This window comes from Ruegeria sp. PrR005, assembly GCF_010500245.1.
GTDB classification, from domain to species: Bacteria; Pseudomonadota; Alphaproteobacteria; order Rhodobacterales; family Rhodobacteraceae; genus Ruegeria_B; species Ruegeria_B marisflavi.
This window is the reverse complement of sequence record NZ_JAAGOX010000056.1, coordinates 158,971-183,348: the sequence shown is the minus strand read 5'-3', so window position 1 is coordinate 183,348 and position 24,378 is coordinate 158,971. Positions and strand designations below refer to the sequence as shown.

The following is a 24,378-nucleotide window of genomic DNA, read 5'->3' as shown; positions in this document are numbered from 1 at the left end:
CGGGATCAGGCCCGCAGGTCGTCAAGCAGCCGGTCCATCATCGCGTCGCAGGCGGCCAGTTGGTCCAGCGTGACATATTCGTCGGGCTTGTGGCCCTGCCCCTCCATCGAGCCGGGGCCGCAGACAACGGTCGGGATACCCAGGCCGTGAAAGAACCCCGCTTCGGTGCCGAAGGCGACCTTGGTCGTGTGTGGCTGCCCGGACAGTTTACGCACGTATGCCACGACCGGATCGGCTGGATCGACATCCAGTCCGGGATAGGCGTTGATCTGCTCGACCGAGATACCTCCGGCGTCGCCATAGGCTCTGCCGATCCGGTGCGCCTCTGTTCGGATGCGCGCCATCAGATCGTTGGCCCAGTCGGCGGCAAGGTGTCGGAACTCCAGCATCATTTCGGCCCGGTCCGGCACGATGTTGAGCGCACGTCCCCCATGCAGCGTGCCAACATGCACCGTTGAACAGGGCACGTCATAGGCCGGATCCTGTGCGCCGGCGGTGGCAAGCTCGTTCTGTACCCCGCGCAGGGCGGTCACGAAATCGGCCGCCAGATGCAGCGCGTTGACAAACCGCGGGGCCAGCGCGGAATGGCCTGCCTGCCCGGTGCAGATCGCCCGCAGCGCCACCTTGCCCTTGTGACCCGTCGCCACCTGCATCCGGGTTGGCTCGCCCACGATGCAGGCGCGCGGCGCGCCCAGCATCGGCGCCAGACGGTCCAGCATGCGGGCGATGCCAACACAGCCGACCTCTTCGTCATAGGACAGCACGATTTTCAAAGGCTCTGCCAGTTCGATGGCTGCGGCCCGCTGCGCCAGTGCCAACGCTGAGGCGACGAAACCTTTCATATCCGTTGTGCCACGACCATAGGCGCGGTTGCCCTCCAGCGTCAGCCGGAAGGGGTCTCGGCTCCAGACCTGGCCTTCAACGGGTACCACATCGGTATGGCCCGACAGCAATACCCCCGCCCCCGGCGGCCCGATCTCGGCATAAAGCCCGGCCTTGCCCCCATCCGGGTCCGGCAGCCGCCGCACCCGGAAGCCGCAGGCGTTCAGATGCGCCTCGGCATACTCGACCAGTTCAAGGTTCGACCGGGAACTGACGGTGTCGAACCCAATGAGCCGGTCGAGAATGTCCAGTGTGGTACTCATCCGCGCCAATCCGCCGCCAATTCGGTGATCTCCCGGCGGAAGGGCGGCGCGTCACCTGTGTCTGGCGCGTCCAGTTCGCGGGCATAACGATGCCCGGCATAGGTGGCCCAGGCAATCGGCCCCGGCGCGTTGGCATCGCCGATCAGCCGGACCGAGCGGATGCCCGCATCGGCCCAATCCGCCTCTCGCCCCACCAGGTCCTGATATAATTGGTCATTGCCAAGCCGCGCAGCGACAACAACCACCGAGTCCATCTCCATCGACCGGGTTCTGCCTGTATAGACGCAATTCGTAACCACATGGTCGGAACAGATCGCGGTCACGCCCCGGTTCAGCACGATCTCCACGCCGGCCTCAACCAGCCGGGCATGAATGGCCCCCTGCTCCAGCGTGTTGCGGGTCCAGTCGCTGACGAAGGGCGCGGGCGTGACCAGCGTCACCTGTGCGCCGCTTTTGGCCAGAAGCTCCGCCAGAACCCCGCCCATATAGTAGTGATCGTCGTCAAAGATCACCACGCGGCCCTTGGGCAACCTGCCCTCCATCAGATCGTCGGGCGTGAACACCTGCGCGCCCGGCGCGATGGGCATTGGCACCACATGCTGCCGTGCGACCCCGTCGCGCCGCCAGGTGGATCCGGTGGCGATACAGATGTTCTGAAACCCGAACTCCAGGATCGCCGCGGCATCCAGTTCGCTTTGCCGATAGATCTCTACATTTGGACGTTGCCCCAGCTGGTACGCGCGGTAATCCACCACGCGGCCCCAAGCGGACAACCCCGGCAAGGCGCGTTCCCGCGTCACCCGCCCACCGATAACCTCGCGCGCCTCGGCAATCGCCACGTCATAGCCGCGCCGGCAGAGCGCCCAGGCGGCCTCGAGCCCCGCCGGACCGGACCCCACAACCAGTACGTTGGAGCTGTCGCCCTTGGGGTTCATCCGCTCCGGATGCCAGCCCTTGCGCCATTCCTCCATAAAGGTCGGGTTCTGGGTGCAGCGGCTGATCGACATGGTCATGTCACCGGTGATGCAGATGTTGCAGCCGATGCATTCGCGGATATCCTCGATCCGACCCTCTTCGACCTTCTTCGGCAAGAACGGATCGGCAATCGATGGCCGTGCGCAGCCGATGAAATCGAGTGTCCCCGATTTCACCATCCGCACCATAATATCAGGCGAGGTGAAGCGGCCCACGCCCACCACCGGCCGATCGGTCAGTTCGCGGATACCGCGCACCAGCTGTTCCTGCGCCGCCTCCTCCTTGAACCGCGACGGGCCGGAGCAGTCCTCCCACGTGCCCTGCGCCAGATCCCAGAGATCGGGCAGGTTGCGGTTCATCTCGATATAGTCGCGCAGTTCGGCATTGGAAAAACCAAGCGCACCAATGCTTTCATCCAGGCTGACCCGCAGGGTGATGGCCATGCTGTCGCCCACCGCCTCGCGGATATCGGCAATGACCTCCTGACTGAACCGCGCCCGGTTCTCCAGCGAACCGCCATATTCATCCGACCGTTGGTTGGTGGCCCGGCTCAGGAAATGCTGGAAGATCCCGAACCCGTGCGCGCCGTAAAGGCAGATCAGGTCAAACCCCGCCGCGCGCGACCGCTTGGCGGCGGTCACGAACCAGCGCCTGAGGTCACGAATGTCGGATTTCGACAGTGCCCGCGCCTGCACTGGATCGTTGGTAAAGGTCCGGATCGGTAGCGCTGTCGGGGCCAGCGGCACCTCCTTGGTGTAAAGGTTCGGCCCGTTGATCCCTGAATAGGCCAGCTGAATGCCCGCCAGCGCGCCGTGTTCCTTCATCCGCTCCGACATCCGGCGCAATTGCGGGATGTCCTTGTCCTCCCACAGGCGCAGCTCGATGAAAGGGGTGATCTCGCTCGTGTGATGCATCTCGCACTGTTCGGTAAAGATCACACCCCAGCCGCCCTCGGCCTTGATCCCGCGCATCGCGGCAGCCGCCGAAGGGTCGCGATACCCGCCGCCATTGCAATGCGGCACCTGATAGAACCGGTTCTTGGCAGTCAAGGGACCGATCTGCACCGGTTCGAACAGGATGTCATAACGTGGGTCGCGCAAGGCCGTCTCCATCGGTCAAATCTACACCGACGATACAGAATTTCGCCGGGCGGAAAAGTTGGCCGAGCTTAACCACCGCTTAGCCTGCCGCTAAGCCGCCGCGTTCAGCGCCCGATCCCGGGCAGCACCTGCGTCCGGACCAATGTCGTGCAATGGTCGATAAAGGCGCGGAGGGTGCTGGCGCCTTCGCCGTCCTGCGCCATGAGCAGACCCAGACGCATCGGTCGTACCTCACCTCTGAGCGGCACGATGATCAACGGCTTGCCATCCGGGGCGCGGTCATGCTGCGGCCGGATATTGGCAATCGCGTAACCATAGCCGTTTGCCACCAGGCTGCGCATTACCGCCATGTCGCGAGTCCGCTCCGCGATCAGCGGCTTGGTTCCTTGGCGCTGGAAGAAGGACAGGAAATAGTCGGAGCTGAACGGCAGGTCGAGCAGCACCATCGGCAATCCCGTCAGGTCCTCGACACTGACACCGTCGCGGCCTGCCAGCGGATGCCCCTCGCCCAGCATCACATAGGGTGGCAACTCTGCCAGCGTGACGAACCGCAGATCGGTGGGAATATCCAGATCATAGGTCAGCGCGATGTCGATATCCGCGCGCCGCAAGCCACTATAGATCTCGGCCTGGTTCATCTCGACCTGCCGGATCTGCACCTCGGGATAGGCTGCCTCGAAACTGCGCCGCACCGTCGGCAGCACGATCTGCGCAAAAGTCAGGAGGCACCCGATGGCAAGCGGCCCGCGCACCTGCCCGGTGATATCACCCGCCAGATCGGTCAGGCGGTCAGCCTCGCGCAGGACCACCCGCGCCTGTTCCAGCATCACGCGCCCCGCCTGCGTCAGCGACAGGCCCTGTGCATGCTGGCGCACAAACAGCGGCACGCCGAACTCCCGCTCCAGCTGCGAGATCGAGGCCGAAATCGAGGGCGAGGAGACATTCACCCGGGCCGAGGCCAGCGCGATGGACCCCGCCTCTCCCACGGCGACGAAGTATTCCAGCTGGCGCAGCGTGTATCGGGTTGGCACGGCGGTCCTCCGGCAAAGGCAGCAGTCAGACCGAAACAGAATGCCGCGCCCGGAGCAAGGTCAACTCCGGCCTACTCGTCGCCAGGGACACCATAAGATGGCGCCACCCGCGGGTCGAGCGCCCGCTGGATATAGGCGTCGAGCTGTGGCTTGTAGACCTCCCATGCGGTGACCACCGCCTCGATGGGGCAATCTTCGGTCCAGTCACAGCGCAGATCGGCCACCGGCCAGCTGACCTTGTCCACCAGCATCATGCCCGCCGAATGCACCGGCCCCGCCTCGCCGCCCGCCGCCAACCCGGCCCGCAGCGCCCTGATCAGCCGGTCGCCCAGATGACCGCTGCTTGCCAGAAAGGCATCGACCATCGCCTGCGGCACACCGTCATTGGCCAGCAGGTTGCCGCCTGCGGCTACGTCCTGCGCCTGCGCCTGCGTCCAGATGCCCAGCGCATTGGCGCCGGAATGGATCGCCGTGCGCCCCTGCCCGTCGACGGCAAGCACCTGCCGATACTCGATGAACCGCCCCCGCCGCTGCACCTCGGCGATGGCTTCGACAGCCGTCAAACCGCCTGCCATCAGGTCGAGCGCCAGAGGCCCGAGCGTGGGATCGGTCACGTTCTGGGTTGCAACCGCCCCCACCCCGGCCCGTGCATGGCTGCAACGTGCCGCCACCGCCGGGGAAGAGGACGAGATCGCCACCCCGAACATGCCCGTTTGCGCGCAGTGCGCCACCAGCGAAAAGGTCATGACAATCTCCTGTTTCTTTCTGGTCGAAAATACTCTCGGGGGAGCGCGAGGGGGCAGACAGCCCCCTCGCTCCCGCATTCTCAATCGGGGATGACGGCGGTGGCGTCGATCTCCACCAGCCACTCGGGCCGCGCCAGCGCCGACACCACCAGGCCGGTCGAAACCGGATGCACGCCCCGGATATACTCGCCCATTGTGCGATAGACCGCCTCGCGGTGGCGCACGTCGGTGATATAGACCACGACCTTGACCAGATGTTCCATCTGGCCGCCGCATTCCTCGATCAGCTGGCGGATGTTCTGCATCACCTTGTGGGTCTGCTCGACCGGATCGTGGCTGTCGATGTTCTTCGCATCATCCAGGTTCTGCGGGCACTGGCCGCGCATCCAGACGGTGCGCCCGCCGCGTGTCACGACGGCCTGCGCCAGGTCATTGTCCAGCTTCTGCTCGGGATAAGTGTCCTTGGTGTTGAACGGGCGGTGGCGGTAATGCGCCATGGAGGGCTCCTTGTCAGGTCGGATGGGTCGCGGTCAGACCGCCGCAACCGGGGCCAGCGCCCCGGCAAGATAAAGGTGAAAGTCGCGGATTGTTCCTTCGAAGTTCTCCGCAGCCAGCGGCCCCGCATCGGCGCGGGACGACGCCAGCGCCAGTTGCAGCTTCTCCAGCTTCTCCCGATCCTCGCGATTGACCTCGGTCCAGAGCGCGATGCGCTGCGCAATGGTCTCGTCGTCCAGATCCTCGCCATAGACCGACAGCGTCCAGCGGACGTAAACGCACCCCACGCTGACCGGTTGCAGGCTGAGTGAGGCCAGAAGGCTCGCGGCCTGACTGGCGACCTGGGTTGGAAAGACGTTGAACAGGAACGAGCGTTGCCGCTGCCCCGCATCCAGACCCGGTGCGCCTTTGCCCCGGCTGGGGATGCCATCTGGGTAATTGGCGTTGTAGCTGGTGAAGGCCGCCGCCGACGGCCCCTTGGTGCAAAGCTCGGTCGGGGTATAGCCGCGCAGGGTCTTCGGGTGCACGACCGACAGGTGATAGCCTTCCATGAAATTCTCGACGAGACATTTCCAGTTGCAGTGCCAGTCTTCCTCGGCCGAATGGACGATGCGGAAACTGCCGGTCTCGTAAGGCGCCAGCACCTCGGCCAGCGGTGCCAGCGCCGCGGCAAGCGGTTCGGGGTTTTCGGCAAGGTTGACATAGATGAACCCCTGCCAGATCTCGCAGGCGAACCCGGCGAGCCTGCAATTGGCCTGATCAAAGCCGGCATTCTCCATATGTGCCACCCGCAACAGGGTACCATCACGCCCATAGCTCCAGGCGTGATAGGAACAGACCAGCCGCTTGACGTTACCGCGCCCCTCGGCCAGCAGCATGCCCCGGTGGCGGCAGACGTTGGCGAACACCCGGATCATCGCGTCATCGCCCCGGATCACGATCAGCGGCTCGTCCAGAAGCCGGGCCGCGAAATAGTCGCCCGCCTGTGGAATTTCATCTGCGCGGCCAAGGCAATGCCAGCCGGCGCGCAGAACTGTTGCCTTTTCCATCTCGAACAGATCGGGCGAGGTGTAATACGCCCCATGCAGCCCCATTGGACGGTCAGCGGGCAAGGATGCCGTCTTTTTCAAACCGTCGAGAAGCCCTTGCAACCGCCCGGCCCCGCCGGACAAGGCAAAGGCGCTCACTGCGAGACCCGCGAGGAGAGATAGGTGGCGAAATCGTAATTGGGCCGCTCCAGATGTGACAGATGTCCGGGTCGGGCCAAACCCGACGACAGCCCGCGGAACACCTTTTCGGTGCAGCCGCGATCCTCGACGTTCACCCGGTCGAGCAGCTCCTTGAGATCGGCAAAGTTCTGCTGCGCATCGGCATCGTCCTTGTAGTCGTCCGACATGCCACCGCCAAAGCGGATATGGACCTGCCCCGGCCCCTTGGGGTGCAGCGACAGATACCAGAAATAGCCCGGCGTCAGGGTGATCAGCAGGCTGGGATAGAGGGCCAGCAGAAAGGTCGTGCGCCGCTCGACGCCATGCAGCCGGTCGTTCGACGGATGCGCCATGGCGATACGCAGCGAGTCGTCCTTGAGGATGGTATGATAGTTGAACGCCGGCAGGCCCGGCGGACAGACCATCTCTTCCAGCTTGGACAGGCCACCGATGGTGCCCGCATGGCAGACCGGCAGATGGTAGCTTTCCATGAAGTTCTCGGCCAGCACCTTCCAGTTGGTGTCCCAGACATGCTCCTCATAGAAGGCCTCGGTATAGTTGGTCATGTCATAGCCTGCGACCATGGCCGCCACCTCGTGCAAGGTCTCCGCGACCGGCGCCGCATCGGGGTTCAGGGTGACAAAGACCCAACCCAGCCATTCCTCGCAGCGGATGGCGGGCAGTGTGTAATCCTCCTTGCAGAACCCCTGGTTCAGGGTCATTGCCGGGGCGCCGCGCAGCGAGCCGTCCAGGTTATAGGTCCAGGCGTGATAGGGGCAGACTATGGCGCGGGTATTACCGCGCCCGTGCAGCAAGGTCGACATCCGATGCAGGCAGACGTTGCTGACTGCGCGCAGCGCGCCGTCCTTGTCACGCAAGACAGCGATCGGCTGGCCCGCCAGGTCGCAGGTGGCATAGTCGCCCGGCTTCGCCAGTGCATCGGCGCGGCCGATGCAATACCAATCCTTGCGGAAGATATGCTCAAGCTCCTCGTTCAGGAACGCCTGCGAGGTGTAGACCTCGGGCGGCATCGCGCGGGCACTCTCGAAAGGTTGCGCGACATTCTCGCTCAGCGCCTTTACCGGGTCGATCTGGTCTTTTGCCATGATGCGTCTCTTTCCTTGCGGTCGTCAGATGGTCAGGCTTGCGCCCCGGCGGGGCTGTAGGCTTCGTAGTTGCGCTGGATCGCGATCTGGTCGGCCACGTGCTTGGCATCGTGCCAGACACCCCAGATGAATGTCGAGCCGCGTCGTGACTGCCACGGCAACCCCAGGAAATAGACCCCCGGCTCTTGTGAGACGCCGCGCTGGTGAACGGGTCTGCCTGCCTCGTCAAAGGCATCCACCTCCAGCCAGCCGAAATCCTGCCGGAACCCGGTGGCCCAGATGATGGTGGACACTCCTTCCTGTGCCAGATTTAGGTCCAGGATCGGATGGGTCAGGCAGGCCGGATCGGGCCAGGCGGCGCGCGCCTCGGGCTCTTCGGGCAGGTCGAGCCCCATGCGTTCGGCATAGGCGTCTGCGGCATCCAGCACCGACAGGTAGTTGGCGTCACCATCGGCGATGTTGGCGGCAAGATCATCGGCGAAATGCAGGGCTCCATTGCCATAGGACTTCGTCACACCCATCAGGGTGACGCCCTCGCTCGCCAGCCGCCGGAAATCCATCGTGGCCCCGCCATAGGCGCCGCTGACCGCGATGGCGACATGTTCGCGTCCGGGTTCCAGCGCCGCCTGATCCCAAAGGCCCAGAACCCCCAGCCACCAGCAATAATCACGCCCGCGATAGGCGCGCGGCGGCCGGTCATGCGCGCCTATCGACAGGAATACCTTGCGCCCGGCGCGGTTCAATTCGTCGGCGATCTGCGCGCCGGAGGACCCGCCGCCCACAACCAGCACCGCGCCCTCGGGCAACTGACCGGGGTTGCGATAGTCAAAGGAATGCATCTGCGTCACGCCGCTGTCTTCGGGTACCAGCCTTGGCACCACAGGGTGCTGAAACGCACCAGTTGCGGCAACGATCCGCTGCGCCTCGATCACGCCATCCGAGGTTTCCACCCGAAAACCAGACCGACCGGGCAACCGGCTGGCGCGGCGAACCTCAACACCGGTGCGGATCGGGGCATTCACCATCTCGGCATAGGCACAGAGGTAGTCGGCCACTTTCTCCTTGGTCGGAAAGGCATCCGGCCCGCAGCTCTCATGTTCAAGGTTCGGGAACCGGTCGTGCCAGGCCGGACCATTGGCCACCAGCGCATCCCAGCGGCCCGAACGCCAGGCTTCGGCCACGCGGTTTTTCTCCAGCACCAGATGAGGCACGCCCTGCTTGCCGAGATGTTCGCTCATCGCGATCCCGGCCTGACCTGCGCCGACCACCAGCGTATCTATGCGTTCGCCCATCGTCCCCTGCCCCTTCTTCTGCGCTGGTCACGGTTGGACCAATCGCGTTTGCGTTGGGCCGACAGTAATGACGCATTCGAAATGCTGGAAATACGATTTGATTACGCATTGCTTCGGCAATGCCTAAGCCGCAGGTGCTTGGACGATCAGCGGGAGGCGCTGACGAAACCGCCCTGGAACGGGCTGGCCACGTTTGCGTTGCGCTGCGCCATCCGTTCGAGATTGACGATGGTCGACAACATGATGCGGTCATGGCTCCAGTCTCCCGACCGCTGCATGATCAGCATCGTGGCCAGCACGGCCGCCACCAGCAGGCCCGAGATCATCATCCAGGCCGCTGCACCGGCTTGTGCTTCGCCATTGGCGGTCACCGCGACAATCCGGTTCCTCAGGCTAGAGGGGCGGCGTGTTTCACGCCGGTCGACCAGCGCCACGGTCGGTGTCGTACGGGCAAAGAAGGTCCGGTTCTGGGCCGCTGCGGCACAGGCGCGGATCAGGCATTCGCAATAGGCGCGGACATCGAAATGCGGCCGCCCGATCAAGGCCTGATCACAGGCATACTCCCGCAGCATCCGGACCTGACGGCGCCATAGGAAAAAGGCCGGATTCCAGAACACCAGCGGACGCAGCAGTTCCAGCAGGAATTCGCATTCGATATCGGCCTGGCGGAAATGCTGCACCTCATGCGCGACGGTCATCTTCAGATCCTGCGGATGATCCAGCAGCGCCAGCGGCAGCACCACGTAGCGGTTGCGCAATCCTCGGGTCGAATAGGCGACACGCGCCGTGTCGCTGAGCAGGATGTGAACCCGGCCGATGCGTTTCCAGGCAAAGGCATTCGACAGGCTGCGTTTCAACCGCAGCACTGACAACAGCACGTGGAGAACACAGGCCAGAAAGCCCGCGGCAAAGGTCACGGCGACAACCTGCGCCCAGACCTCGCGCTGGGCCATCAGGTCGCGCACCAGATCCTCGCGCAGGCCCAACAGGGCCTCGAACTGGGTCGCCGACAGCCCGACATTGCCGTAGAGATACTGACGCACCAGCATGTCCGGAATATTGGGCGGCTGCGCAACGACCCAGGTGGTCAGCCCCAGCGCCAGCAGGGGCGAGGCGACCAGCAGAACCGTCAGACCGTTCAAGAGCCGCAGTTGCGGGCGATAGGCGCGGCCCAACCGGCCATGTGCCAAGCCCCATCGCAGCAGGGACCAGATCGCGACCCCGGCCACAAACAGAAGGTTCAGATCGAGATAGGCATTCAGAAGCGCTTCACCGTCCATTGTCTCCCAACCTTTCATTCAGCAAGGCCCGCATGCTTTCGAGCATGTCGTCCGTCACCTCTTCGTCGTCCACCAGGCGGGCAACCAGAGCCGCCGGTGCGCCATCGAAAAGTTTGCTCGAAAGGTCCTTGAGTGTTGTTCGTTGGTACTCTTCCTTGGGAACGGCGGGGCGATAGACCAGCGAGCGGTCATGCCGCTCGGAGGTCAGAAAACCCTTTTGCTCCATTATCTTCAGCACGGTTGCAACCGAGGTATAGGCGCGGGTCTGCGCCTTGTTCAGCTCGGCCAGGATGTCACGTACGGTGCCGCCGCCGATGTCCCAGACCACGGTCATGAATTCCAGTTCGACCTCGGTCAGCAGGGAACGTTCCTGTTTGCGCGCCATCGGGTGGGTTGTCCGCTTCATCCTTGAATTCCGATCCATGCTAGGGACAGACGGAGCCGTTGAAAACTACTTTTTTAAGAGACCCGTCACACCTTCCAGAAGCAGAACACGCCCCAGCAGATCGACAGCGCCAGCGGCCCCCACAGCGGCAGGCCGAACAGCCCCAGCCAGGCCAGAAAGATGTAGGAGGTCCCCAAGAGGCTGATGAACAGCCGGTCGCCCCGGGTCGTGGTCAGACCCAGTACACCCTTGCGCATCGCGCCGCCCGGGTGCCGGATTTCCAACACCACCAACACCCCGATGGCGCTGAAGATGCCGATGAACAACAGGGCTGTGGGCCAGGTCCAGGCCATCCATGAAAACATCACACCCTCCCCATCGCAAAGCCCTTGGCAATGTAGTTGCGGACGAACCAGATCACGATCGCGCCCGGAATGATCGTCAATGTCCCCGCCGCCGCCAACAGCCCCAGTTCATAGCCCGCGCTTGATGCGGTCTTGGTCATGGTGGCGGCAATGGGTTTCGCGTCGACCGCGGTCAGCGTCTTGGCCAGCAGCATCTCGACCCAGGAGAACATGAAGCAGAAGAACGCCGCCACCCCCACGCCCGCCTTGATCGAGGGGACAAAGATGGTGGCAAAGAAGCGGGGAAAGGAATAGCCGTCGACAAAGGCGGTCTCGTCCAGCTCCTTGGGAATTCCCCGCATGAAGCCTTCGAGGATCCAGACCGCCAGCGGGATGTTGAACAGGCAATGCGCCAGTGCCACCGCCAGATGGGTGTCAAACAGGCCCACCGCCGAATAGAGCTGGAAGAACGGCAACGCGAACACCGCCGCCGGCGCCATCCGGTTGGTAAGCAGCCAGAAGAACAGCTGTTTGTCGCCCAGGAACCGATACCGGCTGAACGCATAGGCCGCCGGCAGCGACACCGCGACCGAAATCACCGTGTTCATCGTGACATAGAGGATCGAGTTGATGTATCCCCAATACCAGGTGGGATCGGTGAAGATGGTCTGGTAATTCTCCAGCGTAAAGGTCTGCGGGAACAACGAGAATCCCGCCAGGATCTCGTTCGTCGTTTTAAAGCTCATCGCCACCAGCCAATAGATCGGCAGCATCAGGAACAGGATGTAGACGATGGGGACGATGGTTCTTTTCTGCATATCTGTCGTCCTCAGTTCAGGTCGTCCTTGGTCATCAGCGTATAGAACAGCCAGCTGACCAGCAGGGTGATGGCGAAATAGATCAGGCTCATCGCGGCCGCCGGACCCAGATCGAACTGCCCCAGTGCGATCTTGACCAGGTCGATCGACAAAAGCGTGGTCGAATTGCCGGGACCGCCCCCCGTCATAACAAAGGGTTCGGTATAGATGTTGAAGCTGTCCATGAACCGCAGCAGGATGGCAATGGTCAGCACCGTCTTCATCTTGGGCAGCTGGATAAAACGGAACACTGCCCAGTTCGACGCGCCGTCGATCTTTGCCGCCTGGTAATATGCGTCCGGGATCGAGACGAGGCCCGCGTAGCTCAGCAGAACCACCAGCGAGGTCCAGTGCCAGACATCCATGGTGACGATGGTGATCCAGGCCGCCAGCGGATCCTGCGTCATGTCATAGTCTATTCCCATGACATGGTTCAGGAAATAGCCCAAGAGGCCGATATCGGGCAGTGTGAAAATGTTCCACATCGCGCCCACCACGTTCCACGGGATCAGCATCGGCAGGGCCATCAGCACCAGGCAGACCGGCACCCAGATCCCCTTGCGCGGCATCGACAGCGCAATCGCAATACCAAGGGGCACTTCGATGATCAATATCAGGAAAGTGAACAGAAACTGCCGTCCAAGCGCAGCGTGGAACCGGTCTGACCTCAGAATTTGTTCAAACCAGTCGAGCCCCTGCCAGAAGAAAACGTTGTCGCCAAAGGTCTCCTGCACCGAATAGTTGACCACCGTCATCATCGGGATCAGCGCATTGAAGGCCACCAGCAGCAAAACCGGCAGGACAAAGAACCAGGCCTTTTGATTTTCGGTCTTCATGCGGCGCCCTCCGCGGCCTCACTCGCCAGCCAGCCATCGGCATAAAGCCGGGTCTGGTCGCGACGGAATTCCAGTTGCACGATTGCACCCTTTTTGGGGCCGGGTCCGCTGACGATGGCGTTGACGCGGCTGCCCGCGACCTCGCATTCCACCACCGTATGGCGCCCCACATCCGAGACCTTGGTGACGGTGGCGGGCAAGCCGAACTGGCCCAGTGACACGAATTCCGGGCGGATGCCGATCTCGGTCCGGGCGCCGGGTGCGGCGGTAATCGGCCCTTCGAGCGGGATCGCCTGACCGGCGAACCGCGCCACGCCGTCCGACACTTCGGCGGGCAGGATGTTCATGCCGGGCGAGCCGATGAAATGGCCGACAAAGGTATGCGCGGGCCGGTCGAACAGTTCGACCGGGGTGCCGATCTGCACCACCTCGCCCTCTTGCATTACCACCACCTGATCGGCGAATGTCAGCGCCTCGGTCTGGTCATGGGTGACATAGATCATCGTTGCGCGGACCCGCTGGTGCAGTTCCTTGAGCTTGGAGCGCAGTTTCCATTTCAGATGCGGGTCGATCACGGTGAGCGGTTCGTCGAACATCACTACATTGACGTCCTGCCGCACCAGCCCGCGCCCCATAGAGATCTTCTGCTTGTTATCCGGGCTCAGATGCGCGGCCTTGCGGTCGAGCAGGTCGGACAGTTCCAGCATCTCGGCAATCGCAGTGACCCGCTCGCGCACCGTGGCCTCATCCCGGCCCCGGTTGCGAAGGGGAAAGGCGAGGTTGTCGTAGACAGTCATCGTGTCGTAGATCACCGGAAACTGGAACACCTGCGCGATGTTGCGCTTGTCGGGGGGCAGTTCGGTCACGTCCTGCCCGTCGAACAGGATCCGCCCCTCGGACGGGACCAGCAGGCCCGAAATGATGTTGAGAAGCGTGGACTTGCCACAGCCCGATGGACCAAGCAGCGCATAGGCGCCGCCATCGGTCCAGTCCAGGTCGATCTCCTTCAACGCATAGTCATCGAGCGTTTTCGGGTTCGGGTAATAGCTGTGTCGCAGCTTGGAGAGGGTAATTTTCGCCATCTGCGCCTCACGCCACGCGGGAGCCATCGGGCGCGAACACATAGGCCGCCGATGGATCCATATAAAATTCATGCATTTCGCCCACCCGGTAGGGATGAACACCCGGAGCAAGCGACACCCAGCTGCCGCTGCCCATGTCGAAATGTGCCGAGCTTTCCGAGCCGGACAGCTCGGTCACCTGCACCCGGCCCGACAGGGTCACGGTGGCCTCGGACGAGGCGACAGGCGACACGTGATGGGGCCGGATCGCGATCACATAAGGGCCATCCGCCAGACCGGCAGCCGCGCCCGAGAGCGTCCAGCTGACATCGGTGCCCATGCGGGCGGTGTCGCCCTGCTTGACGATCTCGGCCGTGTTGATCGGCGGGTCCGAAAAGACCTGCGCGGCCAGTACATTGGACGGGTCGCGATAGATCGTAGCGGTAGGGCCGAACTGGGTCACCCGACCGTCCTCCATCAGCGCGGTCTGCCCGCCCAACAAGAGCGCCTCTTCGGGTTCCGAGGTGGCATAGACCACCACCGCGCCCCGGCCCGCAAACAGGTCGGGCAGCTGGTCGCGCAACTCCTCGCGCAATTTATAGTCGAGATTGGCCAGCGGCTCGTCCAGGAACACCGCGCGGCTTTTCTTGGCTATGGCGCGGGCCAGCGCGGTGCGTTGCTGCTGACCGCCCGACAATTCGTGCGGGCGCCGGTGCAGCATCGGGCGCAGCTTCAGGATATCGGCGGCATGTTCGACCCGGCCCTGAATCTCGGATTTCGGCAGGCCCGCCACCTTGAGCGGCGAGGCGATGTTGTCGAACACCGTCATATGCGGATAGTTGATGAAAAACTGGTGCACCAGGCTGATGTTGCGTTTCTGGGTGCTCTGCCCGGTCACGTCCTGACCATCCATCAGGATCTGGCCGCTGGCCACCGGGTCGAGCCCGGCCATCATCTTGATCAGCGAGGTCTTGCCCGCGCCGGTCGCGCCAAGCAGGACATTGAAGTGACCCGTCTCAAGGACCAGCGAGGTCTCCTTGATATGCAGGTCGGCGCCGACGCGCTTGGTTACGTTTCTGAGTTCGAGTGCCATCGTCCCAAAGCTTTCGGCCGGTTCTTTTGGTCAGTGAGGCCCCGGAGACCGGAAGGTTCCCCGGGGCTGGAAGGGCAGGTTCACTCACGACCCCGCCCATCAGGAAGCCAGATCAGTTCTTGGCCCAGCGCGCGACCAGTTCGTCATAGTTGACGGTCTCGCCCTGCGGCTTTTCGTTGTCCAGCTTGGGCTTGGCACCGCCATTGGCGAACCACCATTCGGCGTCCTTCTCTTCGTTCAGGCGCGGGCCGCAGCCGCCATAGACATTCGCTGCCTCGTCCGCTGCCTGCATCCGGGCCATCACGGTGTCCATTTCGAACGCCAGACGGTCCATCGCCTCTTGCGGGGTAAAGGCACCAGAGTTCACGTCGCCGATCTGCTGCCACCAGATCTGGGCCAGCTTGGGGTAATCCGGCACGTTGATGCCGGTGGGCGACCAGCGCACCCGGTCGGGCGAGCGGTAGAATTCCACCAGACCACCCAGTTTCGACGCGCGTTCCGAAAAGCTCTCGTGATTGACCGAGCTGTCGCGGATGAAGGTCAGGCCAACATGGCTTTTCTTCACGTCTACGGTCTTGGAGACCACGAACTGGGCATAGAGCCATGCCGCCTGTGCACGATCCAGCGGGGTGGAGTTGAGGATGGTCCACGACCCCACGTCCTGATAGCCCACCTTCTGGCCGTCTTCCCAATAGGGGCCATGCGGGCTGGGTGCCATCCGCCACAGCGGGTTGCCATCGCCATCCACGGTGTTGTTGCCTTCGGACTGCGGCTTGACCATGTCGGCGGTAAAGGCGGTGTACCAGAAGATCTGCTGGGCCACGTTGCCTTGGGCCAGCGCCGGCAGCGACTGGTAGAAGTCATAGGACGCGGCACCCGGGGGTGCATATTTGCGCAGCCATTCATCCCACTTGCGGATCGCATAGACCGCCGCCGGGCCGTTGGCGGCACCACCACGGGTCACGCTGGCGCCCGCCGGGTTGCAGGAACCCGCTTCCATGCGGATGCCCCATTCGTCGATCGGGATACCGTTCGGCTCGCCCTTGGATCCGGCGCCGGCCATCGACAGCCAGGCGTCGGTCATCCGCCAACCCAGGTCGGGTGCGCGCTTGCCGTAATCCATGTGGCCATAGATCGCGGTGCCGTCGATTTCCTTGACATCCTCGCTGAAGAACTCGGCGATATCCTCGTAGGCCGACCAGTTGACCGGCACGCCCAGTTCATAGCCGTATTTGGCCTTGAACGCTGCCTTAAGATCCTCGCGGTCGAACCAGTCCTTGCGGAACCAGTAGAGGTTGGCGAACTGCTGATCGGGCAGCTGGTACAGGTCACCATCGGGACCGGTGGTGAACTGGGTGCCCATGAAATCGGCCAGGTCGAGACCGGGGTTGGTCACGTCCTTGAAATCACCCGCCATCATGTCGGTCAGGTTATAGGCCAGTTGCAGGCGCGAATGGGTGCCGATCAGGTCAGAATCGTTGACATAGGCGTCATACAGGTTCCGCTTGGTCTGCATCTGGGTCTGCACGGCCTGAACGACCTCGCCCTCGCCCAGGATCTGGTGGTTCACCTTGATGCCGGTGATTTCCTCAAAGGCCTTGGTCAGCACTTCGGATTCGTAGCTGTGCGTGGGAATTCCCTCGGACAGCACGTTGATCTCCATGCCCTTATAGGGCTCGGCCGCCTTGATGAACCATTGCATCTCGGCCATTTGCTCGTCCTTGGACAGGACCGAGGGTTGAAACTCTTCGTCAATCCATTTCTTGGCAGCGGCCTCATCGGCATAGGCTGCCTGTCCCGCGACCACGGCGCAAACCGCGGCTGCGGACAAAAGATACCTGCGCATCTTTTCCTCCCTGATGTCTGCAATGCCAGAAATGCTCTGCGGCACCTGACTGTCATTTAGCTTTCACATGGGCGCGCATTTTGTCAAACTAATTTTTTAGTATCTTTCTTCATATTGATTTTAAATGACATTTCAGAAATCAAAACGAAAACAAGGATCACACACCCCAGGTATCCCGCAAGCGGTACCCTTCGGGCCAGGGGTCGCCGGGGTCCAGCATGTGCTGGTGAATCCCGGTGATCCAGCCCCGGCCCGAAATCTCGGGAAGGATCGCTGGGCAGCCTCCCACGGTGGCCAACCCGGCAATGCGGCCAGTGAACTCGGACCCGATGATCGAGGTCGCGATAAACCGCTCCCCTTCCGCCATCTCGCCCCGCGCATGCAGGATCGCCATACGCGCCGACACGGCGGTGCCGGTGGGCGAACGGTCGATCTTTCCGGGCTGGATCGCCACAGCTGAGGCGGCGCGCAAGACCCCGTCCCGCCGTTCGATCTCGCCTGCAAAGAGGCAAAAGGAGATATGCCGCCACTCCGGGTTTTCCGGGTGGTGAAAGCCCAGCTGCGCATTGGCCGCATTGGTGATGGCAATGCCCAACTCGGCCAGGTCGCGCGCCCGATCGCGGGCGATTTCGATCCCGACATCCTCGGGCCGAACCACGACGAAACTGTCCCCGCCAAAGGCCGTGTCGACCCTCACCTGCCCCACCCCCGGCACATCCAGCGAGACGTCGAGTTCAGCCACAAATGACGGCAGGTTGCGCACAAAGATGCGCTCGGCCTTGCCACCCCGGCATTCGGCCCGCACATGCACCAGCCCGCCGGGGGCTTCGAGAACCAGTTCAGTCACCGGCTCGACCATTTCGACCAGCCCACTGTCGAGCAGCACGGTTGCCACGCAGATCGAGTTCGACCCCGACATCGGCGGCGTGTCCTCGGGCTCCATGATGATGAATGCCGCATCGGCGCGCGGATCCTTGGGCGGCACCAGCAGGTTGACATGCCGGAACACGCCGCCGCGCGGCTCGTTCAGCACGAAGTTCCTGAGCCGCCCGTCGCGCGCGATCCAACTGCGCTGCTCCCACAGGGTCTCGCCCGGCGGCGGCGCGACACCGCCCACGATGACATCGCCCACCTCGCCCTCGGCATGGGCCGAGATCACATGGATGGTCTTGCTGCTGCGCATTATGCCCTGCCCTGTCCGTTGATCCAGCCGGGCCGGCCCGGCGCACGCCCCGTCAAGGCCGCTTCGGCGCATTGGGCGAGGCTGCCGAACCGCATGGCGCGGCCCGACAGGCCCGGCCCGTAATGGGCGTATTTGCCCGAATTGGTCATGATGGTGCGGGTGGCGGGTGGCAGTACCGGCTCGGTCACCGAACACCAGCAGAGGTCCGGGATCACCTGCACACCCGAGGCTTGCAGGCGCGCCAGTACCCCGTCGCCTTCCAACTTGTCACGCTCGCCCCGGCCGATTGTGACGATGGCGGCGGTTCCCTTGGCGATCCGGCGCCCGTCCAGCAAGTCCGCCAATATCCGGCATTCTTTGGCCGAGGCATGCGGGCTGCCAATGGCGACCAGTTCCACCCGCTCGGGTCCGGGGTTGAACTGCGCCCAGGCACGGGCGAAGTCGCCCCGCGCAATGGCCACGCGCGCAGCACCTTCGGCTAGGGCTCCGTCAGCTTCGGGCGTGACACCCGCCACATGCAGCATCGCCGCAGCCGAAGTGGTGCCGAAGGCCGCACAGAGCGCCTTCAGGTCATCCTCGGACGGCGCGCTGTCCTCCAGCCCGGTCAGGAGAGGGATGCGGTCCGGCGCCAGCCGCCCGGCCAGATAGCCCAAGAGCGGCCAGAACGCGTCGTCTGCCCCCTCGGGCCGCTCCACCCAGATTTCTACCGGCGCCTTGCGATTGGCATCCAGATAGACCCCCGCCAGCGGCGCGCGTCCGGTCAGCGCCATGCACAGGTCGAGGTAATCGGGATGTTTGACGCTGCGCGCGGCCAGAACGCTGTTGGCGTATACAACCGCGTTCGACTCAGCCCAGGCGATGGCCTCGCCCGCCTGTGGTATGTCCTCCAGCAGATAGGGCGCGCAGGTGAAACTGGGCCGCGCGCCCATACGCAGATAGGCATCGGCCAGCCGGCTGGCCGGTCCGCCGAACGCTGGCGGCACGCCCTGCGCCCGCCAGTTTACATGATCGACCGAAATCGCGTTCATCGTGGTGGGAATACAGACCCGCCCGTCCATCGCGGCCATATCCTCGGCAAAGCGCAGATTGGCCTCACTATGATAGATACAGCCGTCGATATGGGCGCGGCTGACATCGGTCAGCCGCTCGGCCCCCTGTGCCGCCGCCATGGCGCAGATGATCCGCATGGCCAGCCGCACCGGCGGCGCGGCCGCCTCGGAGAGCATGGCGCGATCCGCATCGCTCAGGTCCAGCGCTTCGCCCGAGAGCGGTTCCAGCTTGAGCGACAGCGCCCCTGCCGTCAGGCGCTCGGGCGTCATTTCGGCCAAAGGCTCCTTCGCCAGCGCGTCATACTCCGACGCCGACAGGCGCAGCACCGCGACAGGACGATCATACATCCAGGCCGCGACTAAGGCACCGAGTGTCAGGATATCCTCACCCTCGCGGAACACCAGCGCCGCCGGGGCATGACCGTTCAGCGCCAGCGCCAACAGCACGCCACTGCCCGAGCATGACCCCCGGCTGGTCGGCATCATCACCACAGCCCCGGCCAATGCGGCGCCGTGTTGCGGGTGATGCGCGTCGATCACCTGGCCCGTCTCGGGATCGACCCCGCCCCAGAAACTCAGCCCCTCGTCAAAGACCAGAACCGGCCCCGACGCCTCGGCCGCCACGATGCAGTGTGCCATCCCGCCTCCCTGTTCAGGCCACGACGAAACCATGGGCATAGGGGTCGCGCGCGTCAATGAAGATGGTGTTGAACCCGGTCACCCGTGCCCAGCCACCAATCGAGGGGATGATGCCCGGCCTGCCACCTACCTCTGCCGTGGCCTCGACCCGGCCATGAAACAGCGAGCCAATGATGGACTCGTGCACAAAATCGTCGCCCGCACGCAGCGCACCCCGCGCCGCCAGCTGCGCCATCCGGGCCGAGGTTCCGGTGCCACAGGGCGACCGGTCAATCGCCTTTTCGCCATAGAACACCGCGTTGCGCGCATCGGCGCCGGGCTGGGTCGGTTGCCCGGTCCAGAGGATATGCGAAAGGCCCCGGATCTCGGGCTTCTCGGGGTGGATGAACTCGTATTTCGCGTTCAGCGCCGCGCGCAAGCGCGGGCTCCACCCAACCAGATCCAGCGCCCGGTGATCGGCAATGTCTCGAAACATCTCTTGCGGCTCGACAATGGCATAGAAATTGCCGCCATAGGCCACATCGACCGTGACCTCGCCCAGCCCCTCGACATAGGCGCTCAGATCGGTGGCATGCAGATAGGCGGGCACATTGGTCAGCCGCACCTCTTCGACGAACCGCCCCTCTTGCCGGTATTCCGCCACCACCAGCCCGGCGGGCGTATCCAGACGCAGCACACCCGACACACGGGGCGTGACCAGCCCGTGTTCGATGGCGGTGGTCACCGTGCCGATGGTGCCATGCCCGCACATCGGCAGGCAGCCCGAGGTCTCGATATAGAGAACCCCCACGTCGCAATCCTCGCGGGTCGGCGGATAGAGGATGCTGCCCGACATCTGGTCATGTCCGCGCGGCTCGAACATCAGGCCGGTGCGGATCCAGTCGAACTCGGCCTGGAAATGCGCCCGGCGCTCCAGCATGGTGGCGCCGTCCAGACGCGGCGCGCCGCCGGTGACCACGCGCACCGGATTGCCGCAGGTATGGCCGTCGATACAGGAAAAGGTGAACTGGGTCATGGTGCCTCAGAAACGGGTTGCAGCGTAGGGGGAAAGGTCGATCCGGGGAACGGCCCCGGAGACAAGCGCGGCGACGAGCGCCGCCGTGCCCGCCGATTGGGTCAGGCCCAGATGGCCGTGACCAAAGGCATAGGTGACTCGATCCGCGCACGGGGCCGGGCCGATCACCGGCAGGCTGTCGGGCAGCGAGGGGCGAAACCCCATCCACTGCGTGCCACCCTCGGTCCGCAGACCGGGCAGGAAACCGCGCGCCTTGTCCAGCAGCACCACGGCCCGGCGCCAGTTGGGTGGGCGTTTCAATCCGCCCAGCTCGACCGCGCCGCCGACACGCACCCCCTGCCCGATGCGCGAGACCACAAAACCATGATCGGGAAAGGTGAGATGCGTGCGCAGATCGAAGGCGCCCGCAGGCAGCGTGGTGTTATACCCACGCTCGGTTTCCAGCGGGATACGGTCGCCCAGCGTCCGCGCCAGGTGATGCGACCATGCCCCGGCGCAGATCACCGCCCGGTCCGCCCGGCGGTTGCCATCAGCACAGTCGAGCACCACCGTCTCGCCATCCTGACGCAGCGCGCGGACCTCGGCGATCTCGATCCGACCGCCCCGCGCCCGGAACACATCCGCCAGATGCGCGACCCATTGCGTCGGATCGGTCACATTGCGCCAGCCGGGAGTGAACCCGGCATGGGTGAAGCGCGGCGACAGGCCGGGCTGGATCTCGGCAATCGCCTCGGGCCGGTCGAGCAGGCGGAAGGCGATCCCATGGGCGGCGCGGGTCTCCCAGCCGGGCAGGCTCGCCTCATAGGCGCGCTGCCCTTCGTAGAGCTGCAACTGCCCCTCGTCGCGGACCAGCGCCCGCGCGCCGGTCTCGGCAATCAGCGTGTCCAGCGCCTCGGCGCTCAGTCGCATCAGCGCCGCCTGCGCCGCCAACGCACGGTCATAGCGGTCGCGCCAACTGGCCCACCAGAACCGGACCATCCAGGGGGCAATCTGCGCGGCGTAACCCGGCGGAACCGACAGCGGCCCCAGCGGATCGAGCAGCCATTTCGGCGCCTTGTGCATGATCCCCGGCGTCGCCAGCGGGATCACATCGGCAAAGGCAAAAGCCCCGGCATTGCCCGCCGACGCCTCGGCCGCGACCCCCTTGCGGTCCAGCACCGTGACCGCACACCCGGCCCCTTGCAGGGCCAGCGCGCAGGTGATGCCGACCACGCCAGCCCCGATGACGATGACCTCCGCACCGCGCGTCATGGCAGGGTATAGGCGGTCTTGACGGTGGTATAGAACTCGGCGGCATAGGCGCCCTGTTCGCGCGCACCGTGGCTCGACCCCTTGGTGCCGCCAAAGGGCACATGATAGTCCACCCCAGCGGTGGGCAGGTTGACCATCACCATGCCCACGCGCGCATTGGCCTTGAAATGGCTCGCATGTTTCAGCGAGGTGGTGCAGATCCCCGCCGACAGGCCGAATTCGGTGTCATTTGCCACCGCCAGCGCCTCGTCATAGTCCCGCACGCGGAGGACCGAGGCGACGGGGCCGAACACCTCTTCGCGATTGATGCGCATGTCGGGCGTGGTTTCGGTTATCAGCGCCGGGGTCATATAGAACCCGTCCTTGTCCAGAGCCAACCGCTCGCCGCCGGTGACAGCGCCGCCTTCACTTCGCGCGATCTCCACATAATCCAGGTTCTGCTCCAACTGCCGCGCATCCACCACCGGCCCCATCTGGGTTGCCGGGTCCAGCGCATCGCCCACCCGCAGACCGCGCATCGCCGCCGTCAGCGCCGCCACAAAGCGGTCATGCACGCCCTCGGTCACGATCAACCGCGAAGAGGCGGTGCAGCGCTGGCCGGTGGTAAAGAACGCGCCATTGAGACAGGCGGCCACCGCCAGATCCAGATCGGCATCGTCCAGAACCACCATCGGGTTCTTGCCGCCCATCTCCAGCTGCACCTTCTTCATCGCCGCGCCGCAGGCCGCCGCGATACCGCGCCCGGTGGGCACCGACCCGGTGAAGGAAATCGCGTTCACCCGCGCATCCGATACCAGACGCGGCCCAAGTTCGGATCCGCGCCCCATCACAAGGTTCACCACGCCTGCGGGCAAGCCCGCGCGCGACAGGATCTCGACCAACGCATAGGCGCAACCCGGCACCAGGTCGGCGGGCTTCAGCACCACTGCGTTGCCATGCGCCAGCGCCGGGGCGATTTTCCAGGCCGGGATGGCGATGGGAAAGTTCCAGGGCGTGATCAGGCCCACCACGCCCACCGGCGTGCGGGTGACCTCGATCTCGACCCCGGGCCGGACCGAGGCCAGCCGATCACCGGTCTGGCGCAGCGCCTCACCAGCAAAGAACTTGAAGATCTGCCCAGCGCGCGCCACCTCGCCGATCCCTTCGGCCAGCGTCTTGCCCTCTTCCCGCGACAAGAGCCGCCCCAACTCCTCCTTGCGCGCCAACAGCTCGGCGCCAGTGAAATCAAGCGCATCAAAGCGCTGTTGCGGGGTCGATGCGGCCCAGATCGGCGCCGCTGCATGGGCGGCGGCAATGGCGGCGTCCAACTCCTCCTCTCCGGCCTGCGCCGCGTGACCGATGATGTCGGCCACATCCGAAGGATTCACATTGGCGCGGGCCGTGCCGCAGGCGACCCAGTCGCCGCCGATGAGATTGCGATACTCCATCCCCGTCGCCTCAGGCCGCTAGGTCCATCTGCCGCGACCAGTCGGCATACCAGGTGCGGAACAGGGCGTACTGCCGTTCGACATAGCCGCGCTGGCTGTCGCTCAGCGCATCGGTCTCGTTGAAATGCAGGCTGTATTCCGGCTGGCCGTTCAGCACCATCAGGTGCTTGTAGTAAAGGACCAGGTCCGGCCCCTCGTCAAAGGACGACAATACCCCCAGCGCCTCTTCCAGCTCCTGCGCGCGCTGCCGCGCCACCGGATCACCCGCTGCCGCACGGCGGCAGAGCGCCACCAGATGCAGCACCTCGCGCGGCAGCGCATTGCCGATGCCGGTGATCGCCCCTTCGGCCCCGCAATTGACAAAGCCATGATAGACGGCGGTATCGACCCCCACCATCAGCGTCACGCCATCGTCCTGCGAGGTGATCGCCTCAGCCGCGTAACGCAGGTCGGCCTTGCCGCCGAACTCCTTGAATCCGATCAGGTTGGGATGCGCCCGGCGCAGGTCAAAGAACAGATCGGCACGGGTGGCAAAGCCATAATATGGGCTGTTGTAGATCACGGCGGGCAGGTCAGGCGCCGCCGACAGGATCGCCGCGAAATGGGCGCGCTGCGCCGCCATCGAACTGCCGCGCGACAACACGCGCGGGATCACCATCAGACCGCGCGCACCCACCTCGGCCGCGTGGCGGGCATGGGCAACGGCAGAGGCGGTGTTGACCGCGCCGGTGCCAACGATCACCGGCACCCCGGCGGCAGTCAGGCGCGCGACACCCTCCATCCGCTCGGCATCGGTCAACAGCGGCCAGTCCCCCATAGAGCCGCAATAGACCACCGCCGACATGCCCGCGGCAATCATCTCGCGCCCCTTGCGCACCAGCGCGTCGAAATCGGGGCGGCGGTCGGGGGTGCAGGGGGTCATCAGCGCCGGCATCGTGCCGGAGAAAACGGTTTGGGTCATGGAATGTCCTTTCGTCGCGGATCACCGGACCCGCCCTGAGTCGAGATATTCTC

At 64.3% G+C, this 24,378-nt stretch carries 22 protein-coding genes; all 22 read right to left on the bottom strand.

Annotated features, from left to right (window positions below; genetic code table 11):
* Positions 1 to 5: 5 nt before the first annotated feature.
* Complete coding sequence (gene argE / locus G0P99_RS23255; protein ID WP_203583229.1) at positions 6 to 1,145, bottom strand: acetylornithine deacetylase; 1,140 nt, start codon at positions 1,143 to 1,145, stop codon at positions 6 to 8.
* Positions 1,142 to 3,220 (bottom strand): NAD(P)-binding protein, encoded by a 2,079-nt coding sequence (locus tag G0P99_RS23250; RefSeq protein WP_164132877.1) that lies wholly within the window; start codon positions 3,218 to 3,220, stop codon positions 1,142 to 1,144. The genes argE and G0P99_RS23250 overlap by 4 nt, the downstream gene beginning before the upstream one ends.
* 104 nt (positions 3,221 to 3,324) lie before the next feature.
* On the bottom strand, positions 3,325 to 4,251 hold the full coding sequence (locus tag G0P99_RS23245) for a LysR substrate-binding domain-containing protein (protein WP_164132876.1): 927 nt from the start codon (positions 4,249 to 4,251) through the stop codon (positions 3,325 to 3,327).
* Between the two features lie 71 nt (positions 4,252 to 4,322).
* A complete protein-coding gene (locus tag G0P99_RS23240; protein WP_164132875.1) occupies positions 4,323 to 4,997 on the bottom strand; it encodes a DUF1028 domain-containing protein in 675 nt (224 codons plus the stop codon).
* Positions 4,998 to 5,077: 80 nt separating this feature from the next.
* On the bottom strand, positions 5,078 to 5,494 hold the full coding sequence (locus tag G0P99_RS23235) for a RidA family protein (RefSeq protein ID WP_164132874.1): 417 nt from the start codon (positions 5,492 to 5,494) through the stop codon (positions 5,078 to 5,080).
* A gap of 33 nt (positions 5,495 to 5,527) precedes the next feature.
* Positions 5,528 to 6,679 (bottom strand): aromatic ring-hydroxylating dioxygenase subunit alpha, encoded by a 1,152-nt coding sequence (locus tag G0P99_RS23230; RefSeq protein WP_370462870.1) that lies wholly within the window; start codon positions 6,677 to 6,679, stop codon positions 5,528 to 5,530.
* Positions 6,676 to 7,806: an aromatic ring-hydroxylating dioxygenase subunit alpha gene (locus tag G0P99_RS23225; RefSeq protein ID WP_164132873.1), complete on the bottom strand. Its 1,131-nt coding sequence runs from the start codon at positions 7,804 to 7,806 to the stop codon at positions 6,676 to 6,678. Before G0P99_RS23225 ends, G0P99_RS23230 begins: the two co-directional genes overlap by 4 nt.
* A gap of 32 nt (positions 7,807 to 7,838) precedes the next feature.
* Entirely contained in the window at positions 7,839 to 9,098 is a 1,260-nt protein-coding gene (locus G0P99_RS23220) for an NAD(P)/FAD-dependent oxidoreductase (RefSeq protein ID WP_164132872.1), read from the bottom strand.
* Positions 9,099 to 9,244: 146 nt separating this feature from the next.
* Positions 9,245 to 10,378 carry a M56 family metallopeptidase gene (locus G0P99_RS23215; RefSeq protein ID WP_164132871.1) on the bottom strand — a complete coding sequence of 378 codons (1,134 nt, stop codon included), beginning with the start codon at positions 10,376 to 10,378 and terminating at the stop codon, positions 9,245 to 9,247.
* The gene (locus tag G0P99_RS23210; protein ID WP_164132909.1) at positions 10,368 to 10,763 is read right to left on the bottom strand and encodes a BlaI/MecI/CopY family transcriptional regulator; all 396 of its coding nucleotides are present in this window, start codon (positions 10,761 to 10,763) and stop codon (positions 10,368 to 10,370) included. The genes G0P99_RS23215 and G0P99_RS23210 overlap by 11 nt, the downstream gene beginning before the upstream one ends.
* Before the next feature lie 86 nt (positions 10,764 to 10,849).
* Entirely contained in the window at positions 10,850 to 11,128 is a 279-nt protein-coding gene (locus G0P99_RS23205; RefSeq protein WP_164132870.1) for a DUF2160 domain-containing protein, read from the bottom strand.
* The gene (locus G0P99_RS23200) at positions 11,128 to 11,925 is read right to left on the bottom strand and encodes a carbohydrate ABC transporter permease (protein ID WP_164132869.1); all 798 of its coding nucleotides are present in this window, start codon (positions 11,923 to 11,925) and stop codon (positions 11,128 to 11,130) included. The genes G0P99_RS23205 and G0P99_RS23200 overlap by 1 nt, the downstream gene beginning before the upstream one ends.
* An 11-nt stretch (positions 11,926 to 11,936) precedes the next feature.
* A complete protein-coding gene (locus G0P99_RS23195) occupies positions 11,937 to 12,800 on the bottom strand; it encodes a carbohydrate ABC transporter permease (protein ID WP_164132868.1) in 864 nt (287 codons plus the stop codon).
* Positions 12,797 to 13,882 carry an ABC transporter ATP-binding protein gene (locus G0P99_RS23190; protein ID WP_164132867.1) on the bottom strand — a complete coding sequence of 362 codons (1,086 nt, stop codon included), beginning with the start codon at positions 13,880 to 13,882 and terminating at the stop codon, positions 12,797 to 12,799. Before G0P99_RS23190 ends, G0P99_RS23195 begins: the two co-directional genes overlap by 4 nt.
* A gap of 7 nt (positions 13,883 to 13,889) precedes the next feature.
* The gene (locus G0P99_RS23185; protein ID WP_164132866.1) at positions 13,890 to 14,954 is read right to left on the bottom strand and encodes an ABC transporter ATP-binding protein; all 1,065 of its coding nucleotides are present in this window, start codon (positions 14,952 to 14,954) and stop codon (positions 13,890 to 13,892) included.
* A 112-nt stretch (positions 14,955 to 15,066) separates the two neighbouring features.
* Complete coding sequence (locus G0P99_RS23180) at positions 15,067 to 16,800, bottom strand: ABC transporter substrate-binding protein (RefSeq protein ID WP_164132865.1); 1,734 nt, start codon at positions 16,798 to 16,800, stop codon at positions 15,067 to 15,069.
* Between the two features lie 157 nt (positions 16,801 to 16,957).
* Positions 16,958 to 17,983, bottom strand: a complete 1,026-nt coding sequence (locus G0P99_RS23175) for a proline racemase family protein (RefSeq protein WP_164132864.1) — start codon at positions 17,981 to 17,983, stop codon at positions 16,958 to 16,960.
* Positions 17,983 to 19,671 (bottom strand): aconitase X, encoded by a 1,689-nt coding sequence (locus G0P99_RS23170; RefSeq protein WP_164132863.1) that lies wholly within the window; start codon positions 19,669 to 19,671, stop codon positions 17,983 to 17,985. The genes G0P99_RS23175 and G0P99_RS23170 overlap by 1 nt, the downstream gene beginning before the upstream one ends.
* A 13-nt stretch (positions 19,672 to 19,684) precedes the next feature.
* Complete coding sequence (locus tag G0P99_RS23165) at positions 19,685 to 20,686, bottom strand: 4-hydroxyproline epimerase (RefSeq protein WP_164132862.1); 1,002 nt, start codon at positions 20,684 to 20,686, stop codon at positions 19,685 to 19,687.
* Positions 20,687 to 20,692: 6 nt separating this feature from the next.
* Positions 20,693 to 21,937 (bottom strand): FAD-binding oxidoreductase, encoded by a 1,245-nt coding sequence (locus G0P99_RS23160; protein WP_164132861.1) that lies wholly within the window; start codon positions 21,935 to 21,937, stop codon positions 20,693 to 20,695.
* Positions 21,934 to 23,364, bottom strand: a complete 1,431-nt coding sequence (locus tag G0P99_RS23155; RefSeq protein ID WP_164132860.1) for an aldehyde dehydrogenase family protein — start codon at positions 23,362 to 23,364, stop codon at positions 21,934 to 21,936. The genes G0P99_RS23160 and G0P99_RS23155 overlap by 4 nt, the downstream gene beginning before the upstream one ends.
* Positions 23,365 to 23,374: 10 nt before the next feature.
* Complete coding sequence (locus tag G0P99_RS23150; RefSeq protein WP_164132859.1) at positions 23,375 to 24,325, bottom strand: dihydrodipicolinate synthase family protein; 951 nt, start codon at positions 24,323 to 24,325, stop codon at positions 23,375 to 23,377.
* Between the last annotated feature and the right edge of the window lie 53 nt (positions 24,326 to 24,378).